Raw genomic sequence first — 26,358 nt, forward strand, 5'->3', positions numbered from 1 at the left:
TGGTTATTGATAAAAGTTGTGGGAACTTTAGTTTCGTTTTGCTATCTTTTAGTTTCGAAACGAAACTTGTATGCCTATGTCCAAACGCAACACTCAACAGCGCCGCCACGGCATTCTCCACTTGCTAAATGAAGTAGGAGAGACCAGTGTCGAGCAATTGGCGCGGCAGTTCGGAACTTCGGAAGTTACGATTCGAAAGGATCTGACGGCAATGGAAAATCACGGCTTGTTGCTGCGTCGCCACGGTGGTGCTATCCCAGTGCCGAGGGAGTTGGTCAATGAAGAAGGGCCCTCAGGGAGCAAGCGGGCCATTGGTCGAGTCGCTGCTGAACTGATACCGGATCACCATCGAATTGTGATCGATTACGGTCGCACCACGGCGGCAATGATTCCCGAGCTTGAAAACAAGCGCGGCCTAGTGGTGATGACCAACTCGCTGCATGTGGCCAATGCACTGCGCGAACTTGAAAACGAACCGACGCTGTTGATGACCGGAGGCACCTGGGACCCACACTTTGAGGCCTTCCAGGGGCAGGTTGCAGAACAGGTACTGAGAGGATACGACTTCGATCGCGCTTTTATTGGTGCCGATGGAATCGATTTGCAACGCGGTACCTGTACATTTAATGAACAAATTGGCCTCTCCCGCGTAATGGCGGAAGTTGCGCGGGAAGTGGTTGTACTGGCGGAGTCCAGTAAAGTGGGGAAGCGGATTCCCAATCTGGAATTGTCCTGGGAGCAGGTCGATATCCTGGTAACTGATGATGGCCTGGCGGATGCCGTGGGCCAAAAACTGGAGCAGCTGGGGATCCAGCTCATTTGTGCCGCTGAAGATAGGAGCGGAGGCGCTCAGCCTGAAATGTTAATGGGCGGCGAGACTCCCGGGTTAATGAGGAAATAATTATGTGCGGAATCGTAGGTGCGCTGGCACAGCGCAATGTGACGGGGATTCTTCTGGAAGGGCTGCGCCGCTTGGAGTATCGCGGTTACGACTCAGCCGGAGTCTGCTTAAGCAGTGGAGATGGCCAGCTGCAATTGCGCAAAAGCCTGGGCAAGGTCGCAGATTTGGAAGCCAAATTAAGTGAGGAGAGCGCCGAGGGCCATATTGGCATTGCCCATACCCGTTGGGCTACCCACGGTGTTCCCTCCGATGAGAATGCCCATCCCCATCTGTCAGGCCATATCGCTCTGGTTCACAACGGCATTATCGAAAACCATCAGGAATTGCGTTCAGAGCTTCAGGGAAAAGGTTATGAGTTTGAGTCTGAAACCGATACTGAAGTTGTGGTTCACCTTATTCACTCATTAAGTTCTGAGGGCCGCAGCCTGGTCGACTCTGTGACTGAAGCCACGCATATACTGGAAGGTGCCTACGCCCTCGCGGTTGTTAGTCATGAAGAGCCGGAAGTTTTGGCCTGTGCCCGCTCTGGTAGTCCGCTGGTCCTGGGAGTGGGTATTGAAGAGAACTTTATTGCCTCTGACCCTATGGCCCTGCGCCAGGTGACTGATCGCTTTATATTCCTCGAAGAGGGCGATGTGGCGGAAGTGCGTCGCGGTGGCATCGCAGTTCGAGACAAGTTGGGAGAGGAAGTCAGTCGCCCGGTGCACAAATTGACCGGCGGTCATGAAGCTACCGATAAAGGGCGCTATCGCCACTTTATGCAGAAAGAGATTTTCGAGCAGCCCCAGGTGGTCGCAGCCACTCTGGCGGGCCGTATCGGTGAGCGCTCAGTGTTGGCCCAGGCCCTTGGTGCCCGCGCCCAGGAGATTTTGCCCAAGGTGGAGCAGGTACAGATAGTGGCCTGTGGCACCAGTTACCATGCGGGTATGGTAGCCCGCTATTGGCTGGAGGACTGGGCCGGTATTCCCTGCTCGGTGGAGGTGGCCAGTGAACTGCGCTATCGCAAGAAAGTGGTGCGTCCGGGAACGCTGTTTGTGAGTATTTCCCAATCCGGGGAAACGGCTGATACCCTCGCCGCCCTGCGCCAGGGCAAGGACCTGGGCTACCTGGCCTCCATGACCATCTGCAATGTGCCCAACAGCTCATTGGTGCGAGAGTCTGAGCTATCGCTAATGACCGAGGCGGGCCCTGAGATTGGTGTGGCCTCGACCAAAGCCTTTACGACCCAATTGGTAGCCTTACAACTGTTCTGTATCGCCCTCGCCAAGGTCAATGGCCTGTCGGCGGAGCGTGAAGGTGAGCTGGTCAGCGCCTTGCACCAGTTACCTGAGCTAATGGAGAGTTTTACCGGTCTGGATAAGGTGGTTAAAAACACCAGCAAGGCCTTTGCAGAGAAGAACCACGCTCTTTTCTTAGGGCGTGGTGTCGAATTCCCCATTGCTCTGGAGGGCGCTCTAAAGCTGAAGGAAATTTCCTATATCCACGCGGAGGCCTATCCCGCCGGCGAATTGAAGCATGGCCCCCTGGCACTGGTGGACGGCGATATGCCCGTGGTTGTCGTTGCCCCCAATGATGAGCTGCTGGAAAAACTCAAATCCAATTTGCAGGAAGTGCGTGCACGGGGTGGGCAACTGTTTGTTTTCGCCAGCCCCAAGGCCGGATTTACCAGTGAAGAAGGTATTACCGTGGTGGAAGTTCCAGATTCCCCAGAGAGTCTGGCGCCGATTCTCTACACCGTGCCGCTGCAGCTATTGAGTTACCATGTAGCGTTGCTGAAAGGTACTGATGTGGATCAACCCAGAAACCTGGCTAAATCAGTCACGGTTGAATAACCGTTTACCTGCCGCAAAAGGTTTATGCACAAGCGAGTAAAGCTGTGTGAATTTACTACCTCTGATAGCGTCACCCTGCGTTATCTAGAGGCCGGCAGCGGCCCCATATTATTGATGCTACACGGCTGGTCCCAGGGGGCGGTGTTGTATAAACATCAGCTTGCTGGGCTCAGCGATCAGTTTCGTGTGATCGCGCTGGATATGCGTGGTCATGGTCAGTCTGACAAGCCCAATCATGGCTATCGAATTTCCCGCCTCGCCAAGGACTTGCAAGAGCTGATCTCAAGTCTGCAACAGGAACCCCTTCATTTACTCGGCCACTCCGCCGGCTGCTCGGTGATATGGAGCTACCTGGAAATGTTTGGTGGGGATAGGGTCAGTGCACTAGTGCTAATCGATGAACCCCCCTGTCTACTGGCAGATCCCGCCTGGAGTGAAGCGGAGCGATTGGCAGCTGGAGGCATACTGACCCCGGAGAGCCTCTTCCAGTTTGTGGATAACTTGGTTGGAAAACAAGGTGCTGAGGCCACCCGCCAAATTCTTATGTCTATGGTCACGCCTTTAATGGGGAAAACCCAACGGGATGAGCTGGTTGCGGTTAACCTGCAGTGTCCCCGTCGCTGGGCTGCAAAGCTTTTTGTGGATAACGTAACAAAGGACTGGCGGGATTTTATCCCCAGGATTGATAAGCCGACGCTAGTGGCTTTCGGTCGTGCCAGTCCACACCCAGTAGAGTGCCAGCAGTGGATTCACCAGCAAGTTGCGGGTTCCAGGCTTGAGATCTTTGATGTGGCGGAAGGAGGAAGCCATTTCCTGTTTCTGGAAGCAGCGCAAAAATTTAATGCCTTGGTGAGTAAATTTCTTCTCAAGTTTTCCACAGATAGCCATTTCCCCGTTCCCTAGTTCAGCTTTGTGGATAACTGTGGATAGAGTTATCCATAGTTACTGGAATTTAAAAAAATAATTGAAACAGCTTCTGCGAGAAGGCAGTTTTTCCTGTGGATATTCCTTTTTAAGATACCTTCACACTAGTTACCCCATTTGGAAAAGGATAAAACTGATGATGAAGGCCGTCGGTTATCAACAGTCTCTGCCAAGCAGTGATAAAGAAGCGCTACAGGATATAACCCTCCCCATACCGCAAGTCTCCGGCCAGGATCTGCTTGTAGAAGTACAGGCCGTTTCAGTTAACCCGGTAGATACTAAGGTGAGGCAGCGGGCCAGCCCGGATACCGGTCAGTGGAAGGTACTTGGCTGGGATGCTGTGGGCATAGTGAAAGCGGTAGGCCCGGAAGCGGGACTCTTTAAGGTTGGCGATAGGGTTTGGTATGCGGGCGATATCTCCCGTTCGGGCAGCAATGCCCAGTACCAGCTGGTGGATGAGAGAATCGTTGGTACTGCCCCCAAGACGGTTGGCTGTGCCGAGGCAGCGGCGCTGCCTCTCACTGCGATTACCGCTTGGGAAATGCTATTCGACCGCCTGCAAGTTGCGGTGGGTAAAGGGGCAAACAACAAGTCACTGCTGATCATTGGTGCCGCTGGTGGCGTAGGTTCGATTATGGTCCAGTTGGCCCGTTGTCTGACCAATTTGACTGTGATAGGTACTGCCTCCCGCCCCGAAACCAAAAGCTGGCTTGAAGAGCTTGGAAGCCACCATGTGATCAATCATCGGCAGTCTCTTAGCGAACAGTTAAGTCGCGAGGGTATCGATGGCGTCGACTATGTTGTTAGCCTCACTAATACCGAAGAGCACTTGACGGAAATTATCAAAAGTATCAGACCTCAAGGCAAGTTTGGTTTGATTGACGACCCCGCCTCCTTGGATGTTATGGCACTGAAGCAGAAGAGTCTGTCCCTGCACTGGGAGTTTATGTTTACTCGCGCGCTGTTTTCTACCGAGGATATGGTTGCCCAGCATGTTCTGTTGAATGAACTTGCGGAATTAATTGACCAGGGATTAATTAAAACCACTATGGGGCAGAATTTTGGGAAAATAAATGCAAATAACCTTTTAAAAGCACATCAGCTTATCGAATCCCAGGCTGCAAAAGGAAAGATAGTCCTGGAAGGTTTTTGATAGAGTAAACTCTCTCCTACTCAGAGTCATATCTATGACATCTGGGTGGGAATTTACTTTGAGTAAACAGTCCTAATTATTCAGTAAAAGAAACTAAGTGCAAGATACTAATTTTTCATTATTTGGCAGTAAATTTTTGCTTATATTTCTACCGCGCGAAAATAAACTGATAGAAAAGACATCAAAGTCACTTTTATATTTTTCCGCATTAAGCAGTCACCATTTTATTAAGTTATTAATCCTCGCATAGAAAATAAAAGTCATGCTATAACCATGCCTCGGCATTTTCCAAAGATGAGAGGGCCGCTAGGTGGCTACAACAGAAAAAAATAAAACAAAAACCGGTATTGATGCTGCTGTTATGAATGGCGACATCAATATGTTGCTTGGCGAGCCAACCCAGCCGCCAGAACAAGTTCGTGAAGAGCGTAAGAGGAAGCTGACGGCGGCTTTTCGGCTGTTTGGAAAATTTGGTTTTGATGAAGGCGTAGCCGGTCATATCACTGTCCGTGACCCGGAATATGACGATCATTTTTGGGTCAACCCCATGGGGGTTTCCTTTAAACAGATGACGGTGTCACAACTGTTGCTGGTCAATCATCAAGGAGAGGTGGTTGAGGGGGATGGTTACCTTAATGGCGCAGCCTTTACTATTCATTCTCACATCCATAAAACCCGCCCGGATGTGGTAGCCGCTGCGCACGCTCATTCCCTTTATGGGAAAAGTTGGTCTACTCTCGGGCGCCTTCTGGATCCCATTACCCAGGATGCTTGTGCCTTTTATCAGGACCACGGTTTGTTGGATACTTTTTCCGGCGTGGTATTGGAAATGGGAGAAGGTGCGGCCCTTGCTAAAGCCTTGGGTAACCACAAAGCACTGATATTGCAGAATCACGGCTTACTGACGGTGGGTAAATCCGTTGATGAAGCTGCCTGGTGGTATATCACTATGGAAAAAAGCTGCCAGGCTCAATTACTGGCGGAAGCAGCTGGGCAGCCTATTTTGATCGATCCAGAGGTGGCAATGCGAACCCGGGCGGTTGTGGGAACTGAACTGGCGGGATTATTTAGCTTTCAGCCTCTCTACAATGTAATTGCAAAAGAACAGCCGGATATGTTTGAGTAAAGAAACTCCAAAAACTCTGCCAAATTTGTAGAGTAATTTTTTGGAGCGCCGCAAAGCGCCGGTACTTTTTCTCAGAATTTATTCCCTGTTTTCTATTCTCGCATAAACTTCCTGATATTGAGTGAGCAGCACTAGGGAGAGATCTATTTCAATAAGGCGTCACAGGGAACTGTAGCGAGTAATGCACTATCTGGTTATTGCGCTGGTGCTGTTGTTAGTTGTGGCCATTACCCTGGTTATTGCGCGCCTGTTGCCTTTACCTATTCCACTGCCTCTATTGCAAATTGCTGCGGGAGCAATACTGGGTAGCTTTTTGGGAATAGAAATACCCCTCGAGCCAGAAATTTTTTTCCTGCTGTTTGTTCCGCCCTTATTGTTTATTGCCGGTTGGCGAATACCGAAAGGCGCCCTGTTTCGTGATATCGGTGCCATTGTTACCTTGGCTATTGGCTTGGTGCTTTTTACCGTTGTGGGTATGGGATATTTTATTTCCTGGTTGGTGCCTGTCATGCCACTGGCGGTGGCTTTTGCAGTAGCGGCAATTTTGGCACCGACCGATCCCGTGGCGGTATCGGTGGTCCACGGTGGAACTTCTATGCCACCACGGCTGGAGCATATCCTCGCCGGAGAGTCCCTGTTTAATGATGCCTCGGGATTGGATATTTTCCGTTTTGCAGTGATTGCTGCCCTCACCGGGACCTTTTCATTTCCCCACGCACTGGCTGGTTTTTTCTGGGTCGCTATCGGCGGTGTGGTTATTGGTGCTGGAGCGGCATTTGCCTGTGGATATATTTTGCGTCTGCTGGTCAGAATTGGCGGTGAGGACACTACTGTACAAGTTCTGGTGAGCTTATTAGTGCCCTTTGCGGCATATATCGCCGCCCATACTTTACAGGTATCGGGTATTTTGGCGGCAGCCAGTGCTGGAATTGCGACTCACTATACCACCTTACACGGCGCGGAAATGTCGACTACACGGATGGACCGCCGTGCAGTATGGAAAACAGTACAAGCAGTTCTTGACGGTATTATTTTTGTTTTGTTGGGAGAGCAATTGGTTCGAATTACCGGAGCGGATTTCTCCGGCGCGCGCCACACTGGTGACTTAACAATTATTTTTTATGTCCTGGCAATATTTGTTGTACTACTTCTCCTGAGATTTGTGTGGGTATGGGTCTCCCTATATCTCTCACGTTTTGGGCAGAAAGTAGAATCTTTTGGTACCCATTTTTTATTGGTTAGCGTGTTGACCATCGCCGGGGTAAGAGGGGCGATTACATTGGCGGGAGCCTTTTCCCTTCCCCTCGCTATGACAGATGGAAAGCCGTTGCCCGGCCGTGATTTAGCCCTGATTATTGCAATGGGCGTTATTTTGCTTTCCTTATTGCTGGCAAGTTTTTTATTGCCTGTTCTATTGCGCCGTTTACCCGAAGCCCCCAATTTTGCCGCTATCGGTGATGAAAAAGGCGCGCGAATATCTGCTGCCACAGCAGCAGTGAATCAGCTAATGAATATGCGTCATGATATTGATCGAGGCGAAAAAGATCGCGATCTCGCTTTTGAGGCGGTGGATCATCTTTTGGCTATTTATCGGCGGCGCATAACCCTAGGAGAAGATGAAAGCGAGGATATTATCTGGATGCGTTCCAGGGTTGAGCGTCATTACCACCTTGCCGCACTTTCTGCTGAGCGCGAACAACTGTTGGAATTGCGTGTCTCCAGGAAGATTGATGATGAACTCCACCGCAAATTGGTTTTGGAGGTCGATCTGGTAGAGGCGAGCTTAATTAACAAAGAATAAATTTTCTCTTGTAATAGACACGCTTAAATTGGTGAAAACTTGATATGGAGTTTGTAGAGCTGTGTTCAGTTAATGGGATTTCCCTTTTTCAGAAAAGAAAAATAGACAGTCCCCAGCGCGAGCCCCTGGGTAATTACTCAATCCCCTATCCCGCCAAGCAGGTGCAGTTCCGGGAGTTTAGCGAGGGGCAGCGTTTTGATTGGCACTGTGCCCCGCAGGCGCAGTTTATTCTTTATCTTGAAGGCAGGGTGAAGCTCACGACCAGCTCCGGTGAACAATATATCTTTGCTCCCGGAGATATCTTATTAGCCAATGATTTACACGGAAAGGGGCATATCAGCGAGAGTCTGAGTCCTGGCAGGGCTGCCATTGTCGTGCTTAATGACAACCCCTAGGGCCAATAAGCGGCTTACTGTTTTTCCATCTCGGGCCTGGCTTCTTCCCAGTAGTGATCCAGATGCAGGTCCTTGTCGCGGCGGTCTTGTTGTAACGCCTGTAAAAGTTGCTCGCGATAGATTCGGCTTTGTGCAATATGCTGGGACTCATCGCGCCAGTAGGGGAAAAGTGCCTCCAGCATACGCTGGTCGTGTTGCTTGAATTTCAAGGCGGCGCGGCGCGCCTGTATGGGACTGAGTCCCAATAGTTCCAGCGCCTTTTCGCCGATGGTCAGGGCCGAGTCCACGGTCTCGCGGAAGATATAGCGGACCCCGGCTTCCATCAAAGCATATTGGTGCATACGGTTGCGGGCCCGGGCGAGGATGGACACATTGGGGAAGTGTTTTTGCAGCTGGGCCACAATTTCCAAACAGGCGGCCTGGTCGCTCAAGGTCAGGATAACCAGCTTTGCATTTTGGGCTCCGGCGGCGCGCAGCAGATCCTCTCGCGAGGCATCCCCGTAGTAAGCCTTGATACCATAGCGGCGCACCAGATCCAGCTGTTCTGCATTGCGTTCGAGCAAAGTGGTATTGAAACCGCAGGCATTTAGAAGTCGCCCGGCGATCTGCCCAAAGCGCCCGTAGCCAATAATGATTACCGGTGAGCCGGAATCCACAGGCGGTGATGTATCTATGTTGGCGGGAACCTCTGGGCCGGTGACAAACCGCGGCTGGATAAACTGTTCGTAGATCAGCAGCAGCACTGGTGTCAGGGCCATGGTCAGAGCAATTTGAGCTACTAACAGGTTGCCGATGTCCGCACTCAGGACCTGAAGCTGGGTAGAGAACGCCACCAGTACAAAACCGAATTCACCGGCTTGCGCCAATGACAGCGCGAACAACCAATCCTCGCCCTTTGACATTCGCAAGGTGCGCGCCAGGGCAAACAGCACGGTAAATTTAACCAGCACCAACGCCAATGCTAATCCGATAAGCACCAACGGGTTGTCCGCGATCAGGGAGAAATTCAGGCTGGCACCAACGGCGATAAAGAAGAGGCCCAACAGCAGGCCCTTAAAAGGCTGTATATCCGCTTCCAGCTCATGGCGGAACTCGCTCTCGGCCAGCAGTACCCCGGCGAGGAAAGTACCCAGTGCCGGCGATAGGTCCAGCCAGGTCATTACCGCAGCTGCGGCAAATACGATCAGTAGCGCGCTCACGGTAAACAGTTCGCGCACTTGGCTGCCTGCCATTAGACGCAGTAAGGGACCGAGGAGGTAACGTCCGGCGAAAATAAAAGCCAGCATGGTGCCGATAACTGCCGATGCGTAATACCAACCACTCAAGCCACTTTCATGGGGGCTGGCAGCGGTACCTGCCAGCAGTGGCAATAGCGCGAGGATGGGAATAACAGCGATATCCTGGAACAAAAGTACCGCAAATGCAGCGCGCCCGCCCTGGCTTTTCAGCAGGCCCTTTTCACTGAGGGATTGCAATACGATCGCAGTTGAGGACAGTGCCAGGATCAGCCCGATAGCCACCGAAGAGCGCCAATCCATCTCGGAAAAGGCGAGAACCAACCCAGCGATGGCCGCAGCGGAAAACAGTAATTGGGCACTACCGGTGCCGAGGATAGCACCGCGCATTTTCCACAATTTCTTCGGCTGCAGCTCCAGGCCGATCAGGAACAGCATGAGTGCAACACCAAACTCGGCAACGTGCATTTCATCGCTGGCATCGCCGACCAGGCCCAGGGCACTTGGGCCTATGGCCACCCCGGCGAGTAAGTAACCGAGGACTGAGCCCAGGCCCAGGCGGGTGGCAATGGGTACCGCAATCACTGCGGCAGCCATGAAAATTACTGCCTCAATAAGGAAGCCGGAGTGTTCCATTTAATCGTTATCGCTATTTGGCTGTCGGTTGCTGGGGCTCGTCGCGTTCGGGCTCAGAAAACTCCCGGCTGCGACGAATCAATGGCGCTATGGTAGAGCCCTGTACGACGATAGAAAAGAGCACTACGCCATAGGTCATGACCACCCACAGGTAGCGAAGGTCCTGTCCCTGGACGAAGGCACTGCCGGCGGGAATCGACATCGCCAGCGCCAATGCCAGACCACCTTTCAGCCCTCCCCAGATCAAAATCCGGTTGGTATAGGGGTGGTACTTGCGGCGACTTTTTAAATACAGGAAGGGTATGCCGACAGCGAAAACCCGGGCGGTAAGAACAATGACAATGCCCACTGCCATCAACAGGTAGTCGGAAGGGCGCAGGTCGATTGTAATCAGGAACAGGCCCACCAGCAGGAAGAGCAAACCGTTGAGGAAGTCCTCGGTGATGCTCCAGAAATTATCCAGCTCGTGTTGGCTCACCCGGGAAAAGCCGCGCTCTCGGGTAAAGTTGCCAATAATAATGCCACTCACCACCATTGCCAGGGCGCCGGAGACCCCGAGTACATTGGCCAGGGAAAAACCGGCAGTGGGAATAACCATGGTCAGCATCAATTCCAGGCTGTGATCATTGGTACAACAAATAGCCCAGTGGAAAACGCCACCAATGATCAGTCCCAGCAATATGCCCCCCAGTGCCTCGATGGCGAATAGCTCAGCCACTGCCGGTACTGTGGGTTGGCCGCCTTCGAAAGCGAGTGCGTAAATCACCGCGAAGATCACGATACCGAAGCCATCGTTGAACAGGGACTCACCTTCCACCTGAATGGAAACCTGCTCCGGGGCCTTCAGGTTTTTCATAATTGCCAGTACGGCGATAGGGTCGGTGGGAGAGATCAATGCACCAAATAACAGGCAGTAAACAAAAGCCACCGGCATATTGATCAGCATCAGGAACCAGTAAAGAAGGGCCCCGACCACAAAGGTGGAAATGAGGGTACCGACAATGGCGAGAAGACCGATCTCCAGTTTCTGGTTGCGCAGTTCCAACAGATCGATATGTAAACTGCCGGCAAAAAGCAGAAACCCGAGCATTCCCTTGAGCAGAATATCCTCAAGGTTGAGCAGCGGCAGAAGCTGATCTGCCCAGGTGCGCAACTCCACCACCCCCAACTTGCCCAGGGCGGTGACCAATAGTGATAGGGCCAGGGCACCGGCGGTAATAGCGATTGTGGTTTGGGCGCGCAATACGTATTGGTTCAAGAAGCCCAGAAAAACTGATACGGCGGCAAGAAAACAAAAGGTGTAATAAACTTCCATGCCGTGTGTGGACTCCAGCGCTGAAATATTCTCGGATGGTTTAATGCCATTTTGGGGAGCGCCCCGGCGGCAATTTATATGATGGTGAGTGTGCCGTTATTGTAGTCGTGCAGAGGCTGCTCGATTTCCCTTGGAGTGGATCTAGGGCAACAGGATTACACCGGGGCGGGCCGCGCAGGCACAAGCGGCCAACTCCCTTTTATATGGGCGCGCAATTGTAGCGGCTCTAGGGCGCCACACAACTGCATTTTTCAGTTTTGCGCTCAAACGGATCGACTTCCCCTACCCACTAAAATTCATTAATGCCTTAGCTTTTTAAACATTACTTCATTACTTTCTAACTGCCAATTAGTAGATTCCTACTGACTATTGAAAATAAAAAGGATGATTATCACGCCAGTCTAGTGGTTTTTATCCCTCCTGAGTAAAGGCAGCTACCGACTATCTCATGAATTTTCACGACAGTGTCTACACTGGTTGATAGTCCATACCCATAAATGCGCAATTGAGGAAGTAGTAGTGAAGCATTCGATGTTGTGCGACACCTCAAAGCTGATCGGTCGGGTACTGATGTCGCTGATCTTTATATTTGCCGGCTGGAATAAAATTGGCGGCTACGAAATGACAGAGGCCTTTATGGTTTCCATGGGGATACCCGGCTTCATTTTGCCCCTGGTCATCGTTATTGAGTTGGTGGGAGGGCTCGCGGTGTTACTGGGGATATTCACCCGGATTTCTGCTTTTGTCCTTTTCCTGTTCTGTCTCGCTTCGGCCTTCCTGGTACACCTGTCCCCTGGTGATGCAACAGAAATGACCAGCTTTATGAAAAATATCACGATTGCCGGTGGTTTCCTGATTCTGACCTGTGCCGGTGCCGGTCGCTTTAGCCTGGATCATTGGATACGCGGTAAGTAGATTTCAGCAACAGTTGTAGAGAGGAATTCAAGCCAGTTTCAGTCGAGCTTCAGTGGGGAGAAATTAGCCGGGCCTATACTGCCTGGATATAGGTAATGACTCTACAGGATTACCATGAAGCTTTTTTATGCACCGGGTGTTTGCTCTCTATCGCCTCATATTGTCGCTTGTGAAGCAGGGATCAATCTGGGCCTGCAAAAGGTCAATCTAAAAACCCACGAGCTGGAAAACGGCGATGATTTTACAAGGATTAACCCAAAGGGGTATGTGCCGGCGCTGCAACTTGAAGGTGGGGAAGTGCTGACAGAAGGCCCGGCAATCGTCCAGTTTTTAGCGGAGCAAAAGCCCGACGCGCAACTGGCGCCACCAGTGGGCACCCTGGCCCATTACCGGCTTCTCGAATGGCTCAACTTCCTCAGTGCTGAAGTCCACAAGCTATTCAAACCACTGTTTTGGCATGGTACAGAAGAAGAACAGGAGGATTCCCGGGTTAGGCTTATCCGCTGGTTTGACTATATCGAAGGGCAGCTTGATAAAGACTACTTAATGGGAGACGGTTTCACGGTTGCCGATGCCTACCTGTATGTTCTCTCTCGCTGGCTAAAACATCAGCAGTTTGATATGCCCCGGTGGCCCCGGCTTCAAGCATTCCAAAATAGAATGGAAGAAAGGCCCGCAGTGCAGCGGGCGCTTCAGGAGGAAAGTTTAGAGCCGGTGTAAAGAGCTGCCATTAACGCGGGGTAAAGCGCCGGGTTGCAGGGATATCGGACTCGATCGGTTGGCGAACCTTGGCGACAAATAGTGCAGACAGCAGCGCTACAAAAGCACAGCCCGCCATAGATCCTGCAATAGGTGTCAGGGTTCCGGTGTGCAGGCTGCTCGCCAGTCCACCCAGTATCCCCCCGGTAATAAACAGGGCGGCGCCGTATAGCGCATTGGCACTACCGCTGATTTTGGGGAAGAATTCCAAATAACAGGCGGCGGCATTGGGGCCGGTAATACCGATACAGCTCATCACCAGTACCAGGGGAATCATCCACAGGGTAAGTTCTTTGACTCCTGTCATAGTTCCCAGCAGCAGCAGGCCGCAACCCAATAGCTGCAACACAATACCCGCCAGCAGGATATTGCGCGGCTCAAAAAAGTTCAGCAGGCGGATGTTCACCTGAACCATGCAAATAAGCCCGAGCACGCAGATACCGAAAAACAGTGGAAACTGATTTGCACTAACACCGAAGTAATCCATAAACACAAAGGGAGCGGTGGTGATGTAGATAAACATCGAACCGCTGACACAGGCCTGTGCAATCAGGAACCCAATAGCGCGGGGATTGCGCAAAACCTGGCCGTAGCTGCCCACGAGAGACTTTAGCGGCATCATCTGGCGGCGTGCGCGGGTAAAGCGGGAGACGGTCTCTGGTAGCAGCAACTGTACTAGTACGAGCATTGCAAGAGCGTACAGTAACAAAAAGACGAAAATACTTTGCCAGCCGCCAACGGCTAGTAGTGCAGAGCCGATCACCGGGGCGATCAGCGGTGCAATCAGCATGATGGTGCTAATCAGGGAAATAATTTTTGCCGCCTCACGGCCACTGTGTAGGTCGCGCACAATTGCAGCACATATTACTGTGGCAAAGCCGCCGCCAACTGCCTGGCAGAAGCGCAGGATAATCAGTTGGTCTACATGGTCGGTAAACAGGACTAACAGGGAGCTGGCTATATAGATACTGAGGCCGATGGTTCCTACAAGGCGCCGTCCCCAGCGATCTGATAATGGTCCGCCAAACAGTTGTCCGAGGGCAAAGCCCAGCAGAAAACTGGACACTGAGTACTGCATCCGCTCGACTTCTGTATCCAGGGCCGCCGCCATCGCCGGAATGGCCGGCAGGTAGCTGTCGATGGAAAAAGGTGTCAGAGAAACGAGTGCGGCCAGCCACACCACTAGCCAGCGCGGGGCTTTCTCGTCCGGGTTAGAAGCGATGGATGTCATTATGTTGCTCAGGTACAGCCTGGAAGGATCTTCCCGGCAAAGCCCAATTGGCGGGAAATGGCTTTGGTAGAAACGGGCGGGCACATTGTCCCTTGCCCGCTTTGGATATCAGGGAGTTTAGTGCTTGTCTTCCCGCAATGTGTACAGTCCCTGTTTCAGTTTCAACAGGTGCTCCTGTAGCTGAGGACCTTTGCGCTGGGCTACGCCGATAGCGAGGACATCGATTACCACCAGGTGGGCGATGCGCGAGGACAGCGGCGTATAGATCTCAATATCCTCTTCTACATCCACTTCCAGTGGGATGCTGGCTTGTTGTGCCACCGGCGAGCCGCTGGGTGCCAAACCAACCACCAGAGCGCCCTGCTCTTTTGCCATGCTCATGGAGCGAAGTAACGCCTTGGTGCGACCGCTCTGGGAGATAGCTACTACTACATCCCCCGCTTGCATGGACATGGCCGACATATTCTGGATGTGGTGGTCTGAGTGAGCAGCGGTGGCCAACTGTAGGCGGAAGAACTTGTGCTGGGCATCGGCAGCGACGGCACCGGAGGCGCCAAAACCGAAGAATTCCACCCGCTTGGAAGCGGCCATCGCAGTGACAGCGGCCTCGAGGGCACGGTCGTCAATTCTATCGCGGACTTTCAGCAGGGTATCCACCGTGGAGTCGAAAACCTTGCGCTTGTACTCGGCAATGGTATCCGTTTCCGTAACCGCAATCTGGCCGAAGCTGGGGCTGGAAGCCAGCTGCTGCGCCAGGTTCAGCTTGAACTCCTGGAATCCGGAGCAGCCCACGGCGCGACAAAAGCGCACCACGGTAGGTTCACTCACCTGGGCTTCAGTAGCCAGGTCGACGATGCGCATATGAATGATTTCATCGGGGTTGGCGAGAATATACTCCGCCACCTTGCGCTCTGATTTGCGCATGGATGACAGTTGTTCACTGATTCGTTGCGTTACTTCCGCCGGTTTCACAGGACTTCCTTCTCTATGCCAGATGGCGCAGTTTAGCCGCTGTGCCCTCTGCTGGCGAGCGACATCACATTACATTGTCAGGCGGGACAAAATCCTGTTTATTTACACAGGTCTTGTGCATCAGCTCTGGTACAATCTTCGCCCATGGACGTATCTCAGATTTTAGACCCCCTCAACGACGCCCAGCGCGAAGCAGTAGCTGCCGCGCCCGGCAATCAATTGGTTCTGGCCGGTGCCGGCTCGGGCAAGACCCGGGTGCTGGTACACCGCATCGCCTGGCTGATGCAGGTGGAGGGCGCCTCGCCCTACTCCATTATGGCGGTAACCTTTACCAACAAGGCGGCCCGCGAGATGCGCGCCCGTATCGAAGAGCTGCTGGGGGTGAATACCTTTGGCATGTGGGTGGGCACCTTCCACGGCCTGGCTCACCGCCTGCTCAAGGCTCACTGGCAAGAAGCCAAGTTGCCGCAGAACTTCCAGATTCTGGATTCCGATGACCAGCTGCGTCTGATCAAGCGGGTACAGGCAGATCTGGGGCTGGATGATAAAAAGTGGTCACCGCGTGAAACCCAGTGGTGGATTGGTGCGCAGAAAGATGAAGGTCTGCGCCCGCAATATATCAATGCCGGCGCCGATCCCTGGTTGCAGACCATGGTGCGAATCTATTTCGCCTATGAAGAGGCCTGTCAGCGCGGTGGATTGGTGGATTTCGGCGAGCTGCTGCTGCGGGCCCACGAGCTCTGGCTGAATAACGACGCTATTCTGGCCCACTACCGCCGGCGCTTCCCCCATATTCTGGTGGATGAGTTCCAGGACACCAACACGATTCAATATGCCTGGCTGCGCCTACTTGCCGGTGAGCAGTGCCATATCACCGCCGTGGGTGACGATGATCAGTCCATCTACGGTTGGCGCGGTGCCAAGATCGAGAATATCCAGCACTTTTCCACAGATTTACGAGAAGTGCAGACGGTGCGACTGGAGCAGAACTACAGATCCACCTCCACCATTCTGAACGCGGCTAATGCGGTGATCGCTAATAACAGTGGCCGCTTGGGCAAGGAGTTGTGGACCAAGGGTGAAGAGGGTGAGCCCATCGCCGTCTACGCGGCCTACAACGAACAGGATGAATCGCGCTTTATTGTCGAGCGCATCAATGACTGGGTGCGCGACGGTAATCGCCGCGACAGCATCGCTATCCTCTACCGCTCCAATGCCCAATCCCGGGTACTTGAAGAGGGGCTTTTGCGCGAGCAGGTGCCCTACCGTATCTATGGCGGCCAGCGCTTCTACGAGCGCCTGGAAATCAAGAATGCCCTGTCTTATTTACGCCTGATTACCAACCGCGATGATGATACTGCGTTTGAACGGGTGGTGAATACACCCACCCGTGGCATCGGTGCGCGCACTGTAGAGATGGTGCGTTCTTATGCCCGGGAGCAGGGCTGCTCCCTGTGGCAGGCGGCCAAGCTGATGTTGCAGCAACGGGTATTGGCTGCTCGCGCCGGCAATGCCCTGCAGAGCTTCCTGGACCTGATTAACCAGCTGGCAGCAAATGCAGAAGATAAAGAGTTGGATGCTATTGCTGAGGATGTGATCGAAAACAGCGGTTTGCTGGAGTTTCACGGCAAAGAGAAAGGCGAGAAAGGCCAAACACGGGTGGAGAACTTGCAGGAACTGGTCACTGCCTGTCGCGGCTTTACCGGTGCAGGCCTGCCCGAAGGAGAGGAAGATGAAGAGGAAATTCCGCTTCTTAACCAGTTCCTCGACAGCGCTGCCCTCGATGCCGGTGAAGGTCAGGCGGATGAGTTTGAGGATGCCGTCCAGCTGATGACCCTGCACTCCGCCAAAGGCTTGGAGTTTCCCCTGGTATTTATGGCGGGTGTGGAGGAAAACCTGTTCCCCCACAAGATGTCGGCGCAGGAGCCCGGCCGCATGGAGGAGGAGAGACGCCTCTGCTACGTGGGTATCACCCGCGCCATGCGCAAGCTATACATTACCTACGCGGAAAACCGGCGTCTGTTTGGCAGCGAAACCTATAACAGCCCTTCCCGCTTTATCGGCGAAATTCCGCCCAAGTTTGTACAAGAAGTGCGCCTGAAGACCGAAATTTCCCGTCCTCTCTATCAGGCGGACTACGGCAAGGTAGGCCAGTTTTCCGACCCGGCGCCAGACTTCGATGATTTGCCCCCGCTGGTCCTGGGCGGGCGAGTGGACCATGCCAAGTTTGGTGAAGGAACTGTCATTGAGTTTGAGGGAACGGGTCCTCGAATGCGGGTGCTGGTTAATTTTGACGATGTTGGCGACAAGAGGCTGATACTTTCAATGGCCAAGTTGCAGCCGCTTTGAGTGATGGCTTGAGCTGGCACTAAGCATTAAATACTGAGTGCGGGAGCATGTCGGTACTGAGAGGCATGCAGAATTGAAAGTTAGATAGTGGTGAATGGATTCCAGCGATAGCGGGAATCCATTCAAAATACCAGGGTCAGATCACAGGGAACTTCCCCTGAGGACCTAAGTTGGCGACCAAAGCGTCTGCCGATAATTTGTACAATACAAAAATAACGATAATTTAGTAGCAATGAAAAAACTCAATTGGTACCCGGCCATCATTCTCGGGCTCTTAGCCCTGCTCGCCATTACCTTCGCCGCCCTGGTAGCTTCCCGTGCATCAATGGGTCCTGCCCAGCACTTTTCCGCAGAGGGCAATAAAGAGCTGTTCGAGTGGAAATTAGTTACTACCTGGCCCAAGAACTTCCCTGGCCTCGGCAGTGCGCCGGAGCGTTTTGCCAAGAAAGTCGAGGCGATGTCAGCCGGGCGTCTCAGGATCAAAGTGTACGGTGCCGGTGAATTGGTACCTGCCCTGGGCGTATTTGGTGCTGTATCGGAAGGCGCCGCGCAGATGGGACACGGTGCTGCTTATTACTGGAAAGGCAAGGTGCCTGCAGCCCAGTTTTTTACTGCGGTGCCTTTTGGCTTGAATGCCCAGGAAATGAATGGTTGGTTGCATCACGGCGGTGGTCTCGAACTCTGGGAGGAGATCTACGAGCCCTTTAATCTGATTCCACTTGCGGGGGGCTCCACCGGCGTGCAGATGGCGGGCTGGTTTAACAAACCGATTGAGTCGGTGAAGGATTTAAAGGGCCTAAAGATGCGTATTCCCGGCCTGGGTGGTGAGGTTTTAAACCGCGCAGGCGGTACTGCGGTGACCATTCCCGGTGGAGAACTCTACACCGCCCTCCAGACTGGAGTGATCGATGCTACCGAATGGGTGGGGCCCTACAACGATCTCGCTTTTGGTTTCCACCAGGTCGCTGAGTATTACTACTACCCCGGGTGGCATGAGCCGGGCTCTATCCTGGAATTTATCGTTAATAAAAAGGCGTTCGAAAAACTGCCTGCTGATTTGCAGGAAATAGTGCGAGTCGCCGCCCGTGAAGCTAACCAGGATATGCTGGACGAATATACGGCACGCAATAACCGGGCCCTCAAGGAGCTGGTAGAAGTGCACGGGGTAAAAGTGGAGCGCTTGCCGGAGGATGTTCTGTCTCACCTGAAGAAGATCAACAACGAAATTATGCAGGAGACGGCGCAGCAGGACCCGGAGTTTGCCCGTGTTTACAAAGCCTTTAAGGAGTTTGAACGGGATGTGAAGCCCTACCACGAGATCAGTGAAGAGGCTTACTACCAGGCGAGAGAGTTAAAGGAAGATTAGCGCCCAACTACTGGGCCGATGATATTGCCGGCTGTGTTGCTCTACAGCCGGCGAACTCGAAACCTACAATCAGGGCAGCGGCCTGGTACGGCCGGCATCGTCGATAGCGACAAATACAAACTCACCTTCAGTGACCTTGACCTGCTCACCGGAATCCACCCGCGTCAGCCAAACCTCAACCATGGTGCGAATCGAGGAGCGCCCTTCTTCGATAGCTTCCGCATAGCAGCTGACTGTTGAGCCAACCGGAACCGGGCGCAGGAAAACCATGCTGCCCACCGCAACAGTTGTGACACGGCCGCGCGCCATGGTTTGCGCGAGAATGGCGCCAGCGAGGTCCATCTGCGACATCAGCCAACCGGCAAAAACATCCCCCTGCGGATTGGTATCGCGGGGCATAGCCAGGGTTTGCAGGGTTAGCGTGCCTGTGGGTTGCGGATCTTCATCGAGAGCTGAAAGTGCGGACATCAGGTACTCACAGATTGTTAGAGTTATTGGTTTCCACTACTGGAATGGTGGCGCATTCTAGCACAATTTGACCAGTAATTGACCAGAATAAATTTAGGCCTTCAGTCTCCCTCGGTGCAGTTAAGGCACCGGGGGAGACTGGGCCTGTGGAACTAAAGAGTCTCGATAGCCAGCAAGTTATCGTCCGGGTTTTTGTCGATCATCTTGATGTAGGGATCAAAGCCGGCAATGCTCGGTTTACCCTTCACCTCAAACTCCAGCAAGGTGGTTTCTTCACTGATCTCCTGTTTGGCGAAGTAGAGCACATTATCTGAACTGGTATTTTTGTCAGGATCTTCTACAAAAATGGCGACATCTATCCAGTTCTTCATGGGTATCTCTTTTTCCTGACCATCTCCATCGGCTTCGTATTTACGTGCCTCCAGTTCCAACAAGACGTGATAATTGCCATTTTCCAATAGCTCGGAGGTGGCACTTGCGACCTGAAGGTCAAAGAGGACCACTCGCTCCAGCATATCGGTGATCAGCTCTTGCTGAGAGGCTTCGGCTCGGGCCCGGAGTCTCGCCACTAAATCCATGCTGGTGGGGTAGGGGTCGCTGGAGAAGCCCTTTTCTTTTAACAGGGAAGCCAGAACCCCATTGACGGCGTCTTCACCCATCGCATCCTTAAGGGCGTACATCGCCAGGGAGCCCTTGCGGTAGTGGATATAGGATTGGTTCTCGTTGTGGGTTAAGGGCAGCTCTTCGAGCAACTCGGTACCCCGCGCACTCAGATAGCTATCCAGCTCATACTTGAGGAAGCGGCGCATCTTTTCCGGGCCGTATTCCCGCTCCATCACCATCAGTGCAGAGTACTGCGCGAGGGTTTCTGATAATAGGGTTGCACCCTGCACATTGGCGCCAATCAATTGGTGTGCCCACCACTGGTGTGCCACCTCGTGAGCGGTGACATAGAAGACGTAATCAATTTCATTCGGGTCCCGCAGGTCGGCGACAAAGCCGATAGATTCAGAGAAGGGCACGGTGTTGGGGAATGCCTGGGCAAAGGTTTCATAGCCCGGAAACTCGACGATACGCAGCTGGCGATACTGGTAGGGGCTGAATGCCTCGCTGAAGTATTCCAGAGACTTTTTTACCCCCTCGACCATGCGATCCACGTTGTAGTCGTGGGGCTTGTGGTGGTAAACCTCGATCGCGACATCCTGCCAGCGGTCTTTGACCACGGTGTAGTCTGCTGAAAGGTAGGAGAAAAAGTTGTGAATGGGCGCGTCCATCTTGTAATGGAAATAGTGGCGCTGTCCCTCCTGCCAGTCTTTTTGCAGGTAGCCGGGCGCCAGAGCTATCTGCCCCAGGGAAGTACTGACGGTGGTTTCAAAATTGATCCAGTCGGAGTCGCTGCGCAAATAGGACTCCCGGTAGTGGCCCTTGTCCTCCAGTTTGGGCATACGCTGCGGCGGCGGTAGGTCGTGCTTCCTGCGTAGGTGGCGGTCGGTCAGCTCAGCATTGCCGTTGTAACCAATAAACGGCAGCGCTTCATCGTTATTAAAGAAGGTACCGTTTTGTACCAAGGTGGTGGAGGAGCCGGAGTTCATAAAGCCGCGATTGATCCTGCTTAAATCAAACTCCAAGGTGAGAGATTCACCGGGTTGCAGAGGCCGATCCAAGTTAAAGAAATAGTGGCCGAACTGCTCGTCCTTGTCGCGCAATGTGGCCTGATCCAGGGATAGCTGGTTCACCCTAAGGCCGCGATCCAGCCCGACAACCACCTCTTCGATCGATTCGTTGCGTTTATTAACCAGGAAGTAACGGCCGCGCACTTCATAGCGACGCTCATCGGGGAAGATATCCACATCGACTTTGACATCGGTGATATGTGGTGCGGGTTTGTCCTCCAGGGCTTTGTACTTCTTCTCGTAGTCTGCGGCCAGCTGCTCCCGATCCTTGCTGGTTTCGTAGTGATTGAGAATATTGGTATTGTAGAAAATAAAGGCGCCACTGCTGATAAACAGCACTAGGGCGGTGGCGGCAGTTAAGCGGCTGGATAGCCCCAGTTGGCAGCGCAGGGCCTTGATCCGGCTCACGAGTGGAGCCAGAGTACCGCGCTGCCAGAGTCCGTAGCTCAAGATTGCCAGTATCAGGCTGAAGTTGATCCAGTAAAATGCAAACCAAGCCCGCCCCTGCTCAAAGTGACCATAGCCATTCATGTCTGAATAAGGTGCCGCGTTCCAACCGGCGAACTGATAGAGATTGTGCTCGAAACCGAGGCCATCGAGAATACTGGAGCTAATCAGGTAGCCCACCATCAGTAACATACCGAGGAATTTGTTGCGGGTTATTACTTGGGCAAAGATCGATAGGATTGCCATCAGGTAGAAAGGCATCGCGAACTGGTACCAGACACCGTAAAAGTACAGGCCCGGCTCAAGCGTTGTGTACCCCTTGCTCAGCTGTACAGCGACAGTGGTGAGCATGCAAGCAATCAGGATGCCAGCCAGAACCACCAACATCGCAATAAACTTGCTCGCGACAAAAATCCAACTGGGTGTGGGCACAGCATCCATAATTTCATGGCAGCCGGCCTGGCGCTCCCGCCATACCAATTCAGCTCCGTAGTAGATCAGGATAATCAGCATAATCAGGCTGAAGGCGCCCTGGATCAGACTGACCATAGAGCGGGTTACCGGGTATACCGCAGTGCCAAATATCGCTTCCAAATTTAGGGATGCGCTCAATACATTGAGAATACCCAGTGCCAGGATTACCCAAAAGGCCAGGCTTTTTACCACCGCTGTGACTTCAAAGCCGCAGCGAGCGCGAAATTGCTGCCAAACTGCAGCCGTGCCAAACCTGGGAGTGACTCGCGGTAGGGGCTTGTTATAGCGAGGTGCCTCATTCTCTTCTGCTTCCACAGTGCGTCGGCGCGACCAAAGCGGTTTGCGTTCGGTAAATGAAAAACATTTATAGCCCAAACCTATAAATAGTAAGCTGGCCCCCAGCCATATTAGGCGGTTGATAAGATAGTTTCCCTCCAGCGCGATCATGGACGTATTGCGATCGAAAGCGGTCCAGTAGCGAGTTGCTTCCTGGAAGGCCGCGAGACCAAAGGGGTCGGCCAGTGCTGCGGCACTGTGATAGGCGGGTTCATCCATCATTCCCTGACTGGTGAAATAGAGCACCAGGAAGGCGATCAACCCCACGTAAGTGGCCATCATGCTGCGAGTTATGGCTGCCAGGCTAAAAAACATGGCGCTGCAAAACAGCATGCTGGGAAGGATAAGTATGAATAAGGTGTGCAGATAGTGGGAGATTTGGGTGGGCCCCAGGCGCTCTGGGTCCAGCCAGGGCATCCAGGAGCCGAGCAGCATACCCAGCGCCGCAGTTGAGAAAGCCAGGAAGGCCACGATAAATGATCCAGTGAAGCGACCCAATAAATAGTCGCGCTTACTGATCGGGGTACTGAAGACAATACCTTCCATTTTTATATCGCGATCGCGTAGCACCGGGTTGGCTGCGAAGGCGGCAGTAATAAAAATGCTGAAAACGCACATTATTAATAGGGTCAGCATAATCGCGTAGGGGGAGTTGATCAGGGTGTTACCCCCACCGCCGCCGATCTGTATGTTGTCGACGGTCATAGCACCAAAAGTCAGTAGAAAAAATACCAGGCTGGTCACATAAAATAGCGGCTGGCGCAGCTGGTACTTAAGTTCAAACTTGGCAACCGATAAAAACATGTTGATATCCTCCCCTGTCTCAGGCGGCGCTAGCCATACGAGAGGCTTGATTGCTGAACAGGGTGGAGAAATAGACATCTTCGAGGTCGGGTTGCAGCAGCTCGAAGCCCTCGGCCGGTTGGCTATCTGCCAGTGCGTGTACAACATGGCGCCCAGCTAATAGGCGAGTGGAAATCACATCCAAACTATTGCGGTATTCTTCCAGTGCAGATTTGTCGACGGTACGCCGCCATACACGCCCTGCTAGTTTAGAGGTCAGCTCTTCAGGTTTGCCCTGGGCCACAATTTGGCCTGCGGCGAGGATAGCCATATTGGGGCATAAATCGGCAACATCCTCGACGATATGGGTGGAGAGAATTACCACTACGTTCTCGCCAATTTCACTGAGCAGGTTGTGAAAGCGGTTGCGCTCCTGTGGGTCGAGACCGGCGGTGGGTTCGTCGACAATAATCAGGCGTGGATCGCCGATCAGGGCTTGGGCGATACCAAAGCGCTGGCGCATACCGCCGGAGTAACCGCTGAGGCTTTTCTTGCGATCCTTAAATAAATTGGTTTGGTGCAGTAATTCCGCCACCATCTCGCGGCGTTCTTTGCGGTTGCCAATGCCTTTTAGTACCGCCATATGATCGAGCATATCCTCGGCATTGATTCTCGGGTAAACCCCAAAATCCTGGGGTAGATAACCCAGGGTACTGCGGATTTTCTGTGGATTGCTGGCCACATCGATGCCATCGAAAGTAATGGTGCCGCTGTCGGCAAATTGCAGCGTGGCAATAGTGCGCATGAGTGAGGACTTGCCGGCGCCATTGGGACCGAGCAACCCAAACATCCCCTTGGGAATCTCCAAGTTGACGTTATTGAGAGCGTGTACACCGTTATCGTAGGTTTTGGAAAGGTTGGCAATCTTTAGCATTTCTTAATTCCCTTTTATTTTTTATTCGCCCTTGAATATCGCCAATAGTAGTTAATACCTTTTGATATTTAAGAACAGATACCCACAGAAAAGTTTCGATGGATTGGCGAGAGAGTTAAATGTCGAGCGCCAAAGTAACAGGAGGTGGTGGCTTGCTGGGGGGAATCAAGGTGCGTTGATAAATTTAAGGGGTGAAGGGTTTATAGAGTGTCTGTGTTGGTACAGTCGTCTGAGGCTGGAGATTGGCTGCAAGCGGTAGTGATTCAAAATGCTATCGTACCATTTGCAGCCTCAGGGGTTACTGTTGAACCACCCCCGGCAGCCAAGTGGCCAGGGCCGGCCATATCGCCAGCAGGCACAGCAGTAAAAGTTGGATGGCAATAAAAGGCGCTACCCCGCGATAGATGGCCGATGTGGCCACAGAACTGGGGGCCACCCCGCGCAGGTAAAAGAGAGCAAACCCAAATGGAGGCGTTAGGAAAGAGGTTTGCAAATTGATGGCAATCATAATGCCGAGCCACACCGGATCGACGCCCATTGCCAGCAGTACCGGGCCCACAATTGGTACCACTACAAAGGTGATCTCGATAAAGTCGAGGATAAAGCCCAGCAGGAAGATTACCAGCATCACCAACAGGGTCGCGCCGATTACCCCTCCGGGCAGGCTGTGGAAAAATCCTGTCACTAGTTCTTCGCCGTTGTAACCGCGAAATACCAGAGAAAATAATGAAGCGCCAATCAATATGGCGAAAACCATTGCCGAGACCTGAAGTGTACTGCGGCCGATTTCCCCTGCGCGTTTGAAGTTGAGTGCTCCGCGACTGGACGCCAGTAACGCCGCCCCCAGTGCGCCGACGGCGGCCGCTTCTGTGGGGGTGGCAGCGCCAACGATGATTGATCCGAGCACAATCAGCATTAAGGCAATCGGGGGCAAAAGACTGCGAAGCAGTTGGGCCTTATCCACTTCTGGAGGCTCGCTGCTCCCTGTGGGTTTGGGGCGACGGGCAATAAATAATAGATAAATGATATAGGCGGCCACCAGCAGTAAGCCGGGAATAATTGCCCCTACAAACAGATCCCCTACGCTGACTGGCTTGGGATTGAAAATGCCTGCAGACAGTTGTGCCTGTTGATAGGCATTGGAGAGGGTATCCCCCAGTAGAACCAGGGCAATAGAGGGTGGAATGATTTGCCCGAGAGTACCAGTGGCGCAGATAGTGCCGGTGGCCAGTTTGGGGGAGTAGCCATTTTTTAACATGGTGGGCAGTGACATCAGCCCCATGGTGACTACAGTTGCACCGACGATGCCAGTACTGGCGGCGAGCAGCGCGCCTACTACCACTACGGAAATGGCGAGTCCCGAGGGAGCCCCCATAAAGGCTTTGCTCAGATTAACCAACAAATCCTCGGCAATCTTGGCTCGCTCCAGTATTACCCCCATCAGCACAAATAGCGGAACGGCAACCAGGGTGCCGTTTTGCATAATGCCGTAGAGGCGATCGGGGAAGGCGCGCAGCAACTCAGCATCAAATACGCCATACACAATACCCAGGCCCGCTGATAGCAGGGCGGTACCCGCGAGGGTAAAAGCTACTGGGTAGCCGAACATAAGCAGAGCGCAGACGGCTGCAAACATCAGAAAGGGGATTAGCTCAATCACACTTCGGCCCCTTCTACCTGCTTCAGTACAGCTTTTGACGACGACATTGGAGTGGACTGTTGTTGGGGCAGCATCAATTGCACCAGGGCGCGAATAAACTGGGCCAGCCCCGCCAGAGCCAAGGTGACTGCAGACAGAGGAATCAGGCTCTTCAGTAAAAATACCCCCGGCAGGCCGCCGGCGTTCGCACTGTCTTCAAAAACTGACCAGCTATTCAGTACAAAGTGCCAGCTGCTTATAAATAGAAAGACGCAAAGCGGTAAGAGAAATATCAGATAGCCAATTGCATTGACCCAGGCTTTGGCCCTGGCGCTCATCCTGCGGTAGAAGACATCCACCCGCACATGGGCATCGGTCTGCAACGCATAGGCCAGCCCCAGCATAAAGGCGGCACCGTGCAGGTAAATCACAGATTCCTGTAGGGCGATAGAACCGGTATTGAAGCCGTGGCGCATCACCACAACACAGCTTTGTAACAGGACCATGGCCCATGTGAACCAGGACAGCAGTTGCCCGGTATGACTGGTCAGGCGCTCGAGTGCCTGCGCGCTGCACAGCAGAAAACGCATGGGGGCTTCTCTCTTTACATCTTATTGTTATTTATGTTGCTCGAAGGTTAACCCTTTGCCCGCTCTCATGCCAGCAGGGTAAAAATACAGCTGTAACCTTTTTG

At 53.0% G+C, this 26,358-nt stretch carries 20 protein-coding genes; 11 read left to right on the plus strand and 9 right to left on the minus strand.

What is annotated here, in order from left to right; translation table 11 throughout:
• Positions 1-76 precede the first annotated feature (76 nt).
• From ACJJI5_RS01620 to ACJJI5_RS01650, 7 genes are all read left to right on the plus strand, one after another.
• Positions 77-901 (plus strand): DeoR/GlpR family DNA-binding transcription regulator, encoded by an 825-nt coding sequence (locus ACJJI5_RS01620; protein ID WP_445356293.1) that lies wholly within the window; start codon positions 77-79, stop codon positions 899-901.
• A gap of 2 nt (positions 902-903) precedes the next feature.
• Positions 904-2,733 (plus strand): glutamine--fructose-6-phosphate transaminase (isomerizing), encoded by a 1,830-nt coding sequence (gene glmS, locus ACJJI5_RS01625; protein ID WP_413663854.1) that lies wholly within the window; start codon positions 904-906, stop codon positions 2,731-2,733.
• Positions 2,734-2,757: 24 nt separating this feature from the next.
• A complete protein-coding gene (locus ACJJI5_RS01630; RefSeq protein ID WP_445355363.1) occupies positions 2,758-3,636 on the plus strand; it encodes an alpha/beta fold hydrolase in 879 nt (292 codons plus the stop codon).
• Between the two features lie 157 nt (positions 3,637-3,793).
• A complete protein-coding gene (locus tag ACJJI5_RS01635; RefSeq protein ID WP_445355364.1) occupies positions 3,794-4,810 on the plus strand; it encodes a zinc-binding alcohol dehydrogenase family protein in 1,017 nt (338 codons plus the stop codon).
• Positions 4,811-5,171: 361 nt separating this feature from the next.
• Positions 5,172-5,936, plus strand: a complete 765-nt coding sequence (locus ACJJI5_RS01640) for a class II aldolase/adducin family protein (RefSeq protein WP_445356294.1) — start codon at positions 5,172-5,174, stop codon at positions 5,934-5,936.
• Between the two features lie 181 nt (positions 5,937-6,117).
• On the plus strand, positions 6,118-7,737 hold the full coding sequence (locus tag ACJJI5_RS01645; RefSeq protein WP_413663851.1) for a Na+/H+ antiporter: 1,620 nt from the start codon (positions 6,118-6,120) through the stop codon (positions 7,735-7,737).
• Positions 7,738-7,781: 44 nt separating this feature from the next.
• The gene (locus tag ACJJI5_RS01650) at positions 7,782-8,132 is read left to right on the plus strand and encodes an AraC family ligand binding domain-containing protein (protein WP_445355365.1); all 351 of its coding nucleotides are present in this window, start codon (positions 7,782-7,784) and stop codon (positions 8,130-8,132) included.
• A gap of 14 nt (positions 8,133-8,146) precedes the next feature.
• On the opposite strand, the gene ACJJI5_RS01655 is transcribed toward ACJJI5_RS01650, so the two are convergent.
• Positions 8,147-9,964: a monovalent cation:proton antiporter-2 (CPA2) family protein gene (locus ACJJI5_RS01655; RefSeq protein ID WP_445355366.1), complete on the minus strand. Its 1,818-nt coding sequence runs from the start codon at positions 9,962-9,964 to the stop codon at positions 8,147-8,149.
• A 52-nt stretch (positions 9,965-10,016) separates the two neighbouring features.
• Entirely contained in the window at positions 10,017-11,318 is a 1,302-nt protein-coding gene (locus tag ACJJI5_RS01660) for a cation:proton antiporter (RefSeq protein ID WP_282930598.1), read from the minus strand.
• A gap of 519 nt (positions 11,319-11,837) precedes the next feature.
• On the opposite strand from ACJJI5_RS01660, the gene ACJJI5_RS01665 reads away from it, so the two are divergent.
• Both ACJJI5_RS01665 and gstA read left to right on the plus strand, forming a co-directional pair.
• Positions 11,838-12,233 carry a DoxX family protein gene (locus ACJJI5_RS01665; protein ID WP_413663848.1) on the plus strand — a complete coding sequence of 132 codons (396 nt, stop codon included), beginning with the start codon at positions 11,838-11,840 and terminating at the stop codon, positions 12,231-12,233.
• 114 nt (positions 12,234-12,347) lie between these two features.
• Positions 12,348-12,953 (plus strand): glutathione transferase GstA, encoded by a 606-nt coding sequence (gene gstA, locus ACJJI5_RS01670; protein WP_445355367.1) that lies wholly within the window; start codon positions 12,348-12,350, stop codon positions 12,951-12,953.
• A gap of 10 nt (positions 12,954-12,963) precedes the next feature.
• Here gstA and ACJJI5_RS01675 read toward each other — a convergent pair whose 3' ends face one another.
• Together ACJJI5_RS01675 and hexR are read right to left on the minus strand one after the other, a co-directional pair.
• Complete coding sequence (locus ACJJI5_RS01675) at positions 12,964-14,223, minus strand: multidrug effflux MFS transporter (protein WP_282930601.1); 1,260 nt, start codon at positions 14,221-14,223, stop codon at positions 12,964-12,966.
• Between the two features lie 117 nt (positions 14,224-14,340).
• A complete protein-coding gene (gene hexR / locus ACJJI5_RS01680; protein ID WP_282930602.1) occupies positions 14,341-15,195 on the minus strand; it encodes a transcriptional regulator HexR in 855 nt (284 codons plus the stop codon).
• Between the two features lie 144 nt (positions 15,196-15,339).
• On the opposite strand from hexR, the gene uvrD reads away from it, so the two are divergent.
• A complete protein-coding gene (gene uvrD / locus ACJJI5_RS01685) occupies positions 15,340-17,544 on the plus strand; it encodes a DNA helicase II (protein ID WP_445355368.1) in 2,205 nt (734 codons plus the stop codon).
• A 232-nt stretch (positions 17,545-17,776) separates the two neighbouring features.
• Complete coding sequence (locus ACJJI5_RS01690; RefSeq protein ID WP_445355369.1) at positions 17,777-18,910, plus strand: TRAP transporter substrate-binding protein; 1,134 nt, start codon at positions 17,777-17,779, stop codon at positions 18,908-18,910.
• Between the two features lie 69 nt (positions 18,911-18,979).
• Here ACJJI5_RS01690 and ACJJI5_RS01695 read toward each other — a convergent pair whose 3' ends face one another.
• From ACJJI5_RS01695 to ACJJI5_RS01715, 5 genes are all read right to left on the minus strand, one after another.
• Positions 18,980-19,378, minus strand: a complete 399-nt coding sequence (locus ACJJI5_RS01695; RefSeq protein WP_445355370.1) for an acyl-CoA thioesterase — start codon at positions 19,376-19,378, stop codon at positions 18,980-18,982.
• A gap of 152 nt (positions 19,379-19,530) precedes the next feature.
• Positions 19,531-23,112: an ABC transporter permease/M1 family aminopeptidase gene (locus tag ACJJI5_RS01700; RefSeq protein WP_445355371.1), complete on the minus strand. Its 3,582-nt coding sequence runs from the start codon at positions 23,110-23,112 to the stop codon at positions 19,531-19,533.
• A gap of 19 nt (positions 23,113-23,131) precedes the next feature.
• Complete coding sequence (locus ACJJI5_RS01705; protein WP_445355372.1) at positions 23,132-24,025, minus strand: ABC transporter ATP-binding protein; 894 nt, start codon at positions 24,023-24,025, stop codon at positions 23,132-23,134.
• A gap of 298 nt (positions 24,026-24,323) precedes the next feature.
• On the minus strand, positions 24,324-25,685 hold the full coding sequence (locus ACJJI5_RS01710) for a TRAP transporter large permease (protein ID WP_444926290.1): 1,362 nt from the start codon (positions 25,683-25,685) through the stop codon (positions 24,324-24,326).
• The gene (locus ACJJI5_RS01715; protein ID WP_444926289.1) at positions 25,682-26,254 is read right to left on the minus strand and encodes a TRAP transporter small permease subunit; all 573 of its coding nucleotides are present in this window, start codon (positions 26,252-26,254) and stop codon (positions 25,682-25,684) included. The genes ACJJI5_RS01710 and ACJJI5_RS01715 overlap by 4 nt, the downstream gene beginning before the upstream one ends.
• Positions 26,255-26,358 lie beyond the last annotated feature (104 nt).

This window comes from Microbulbifer maximicatervae (SeqCode) (genome assembly GCF_052467955.1).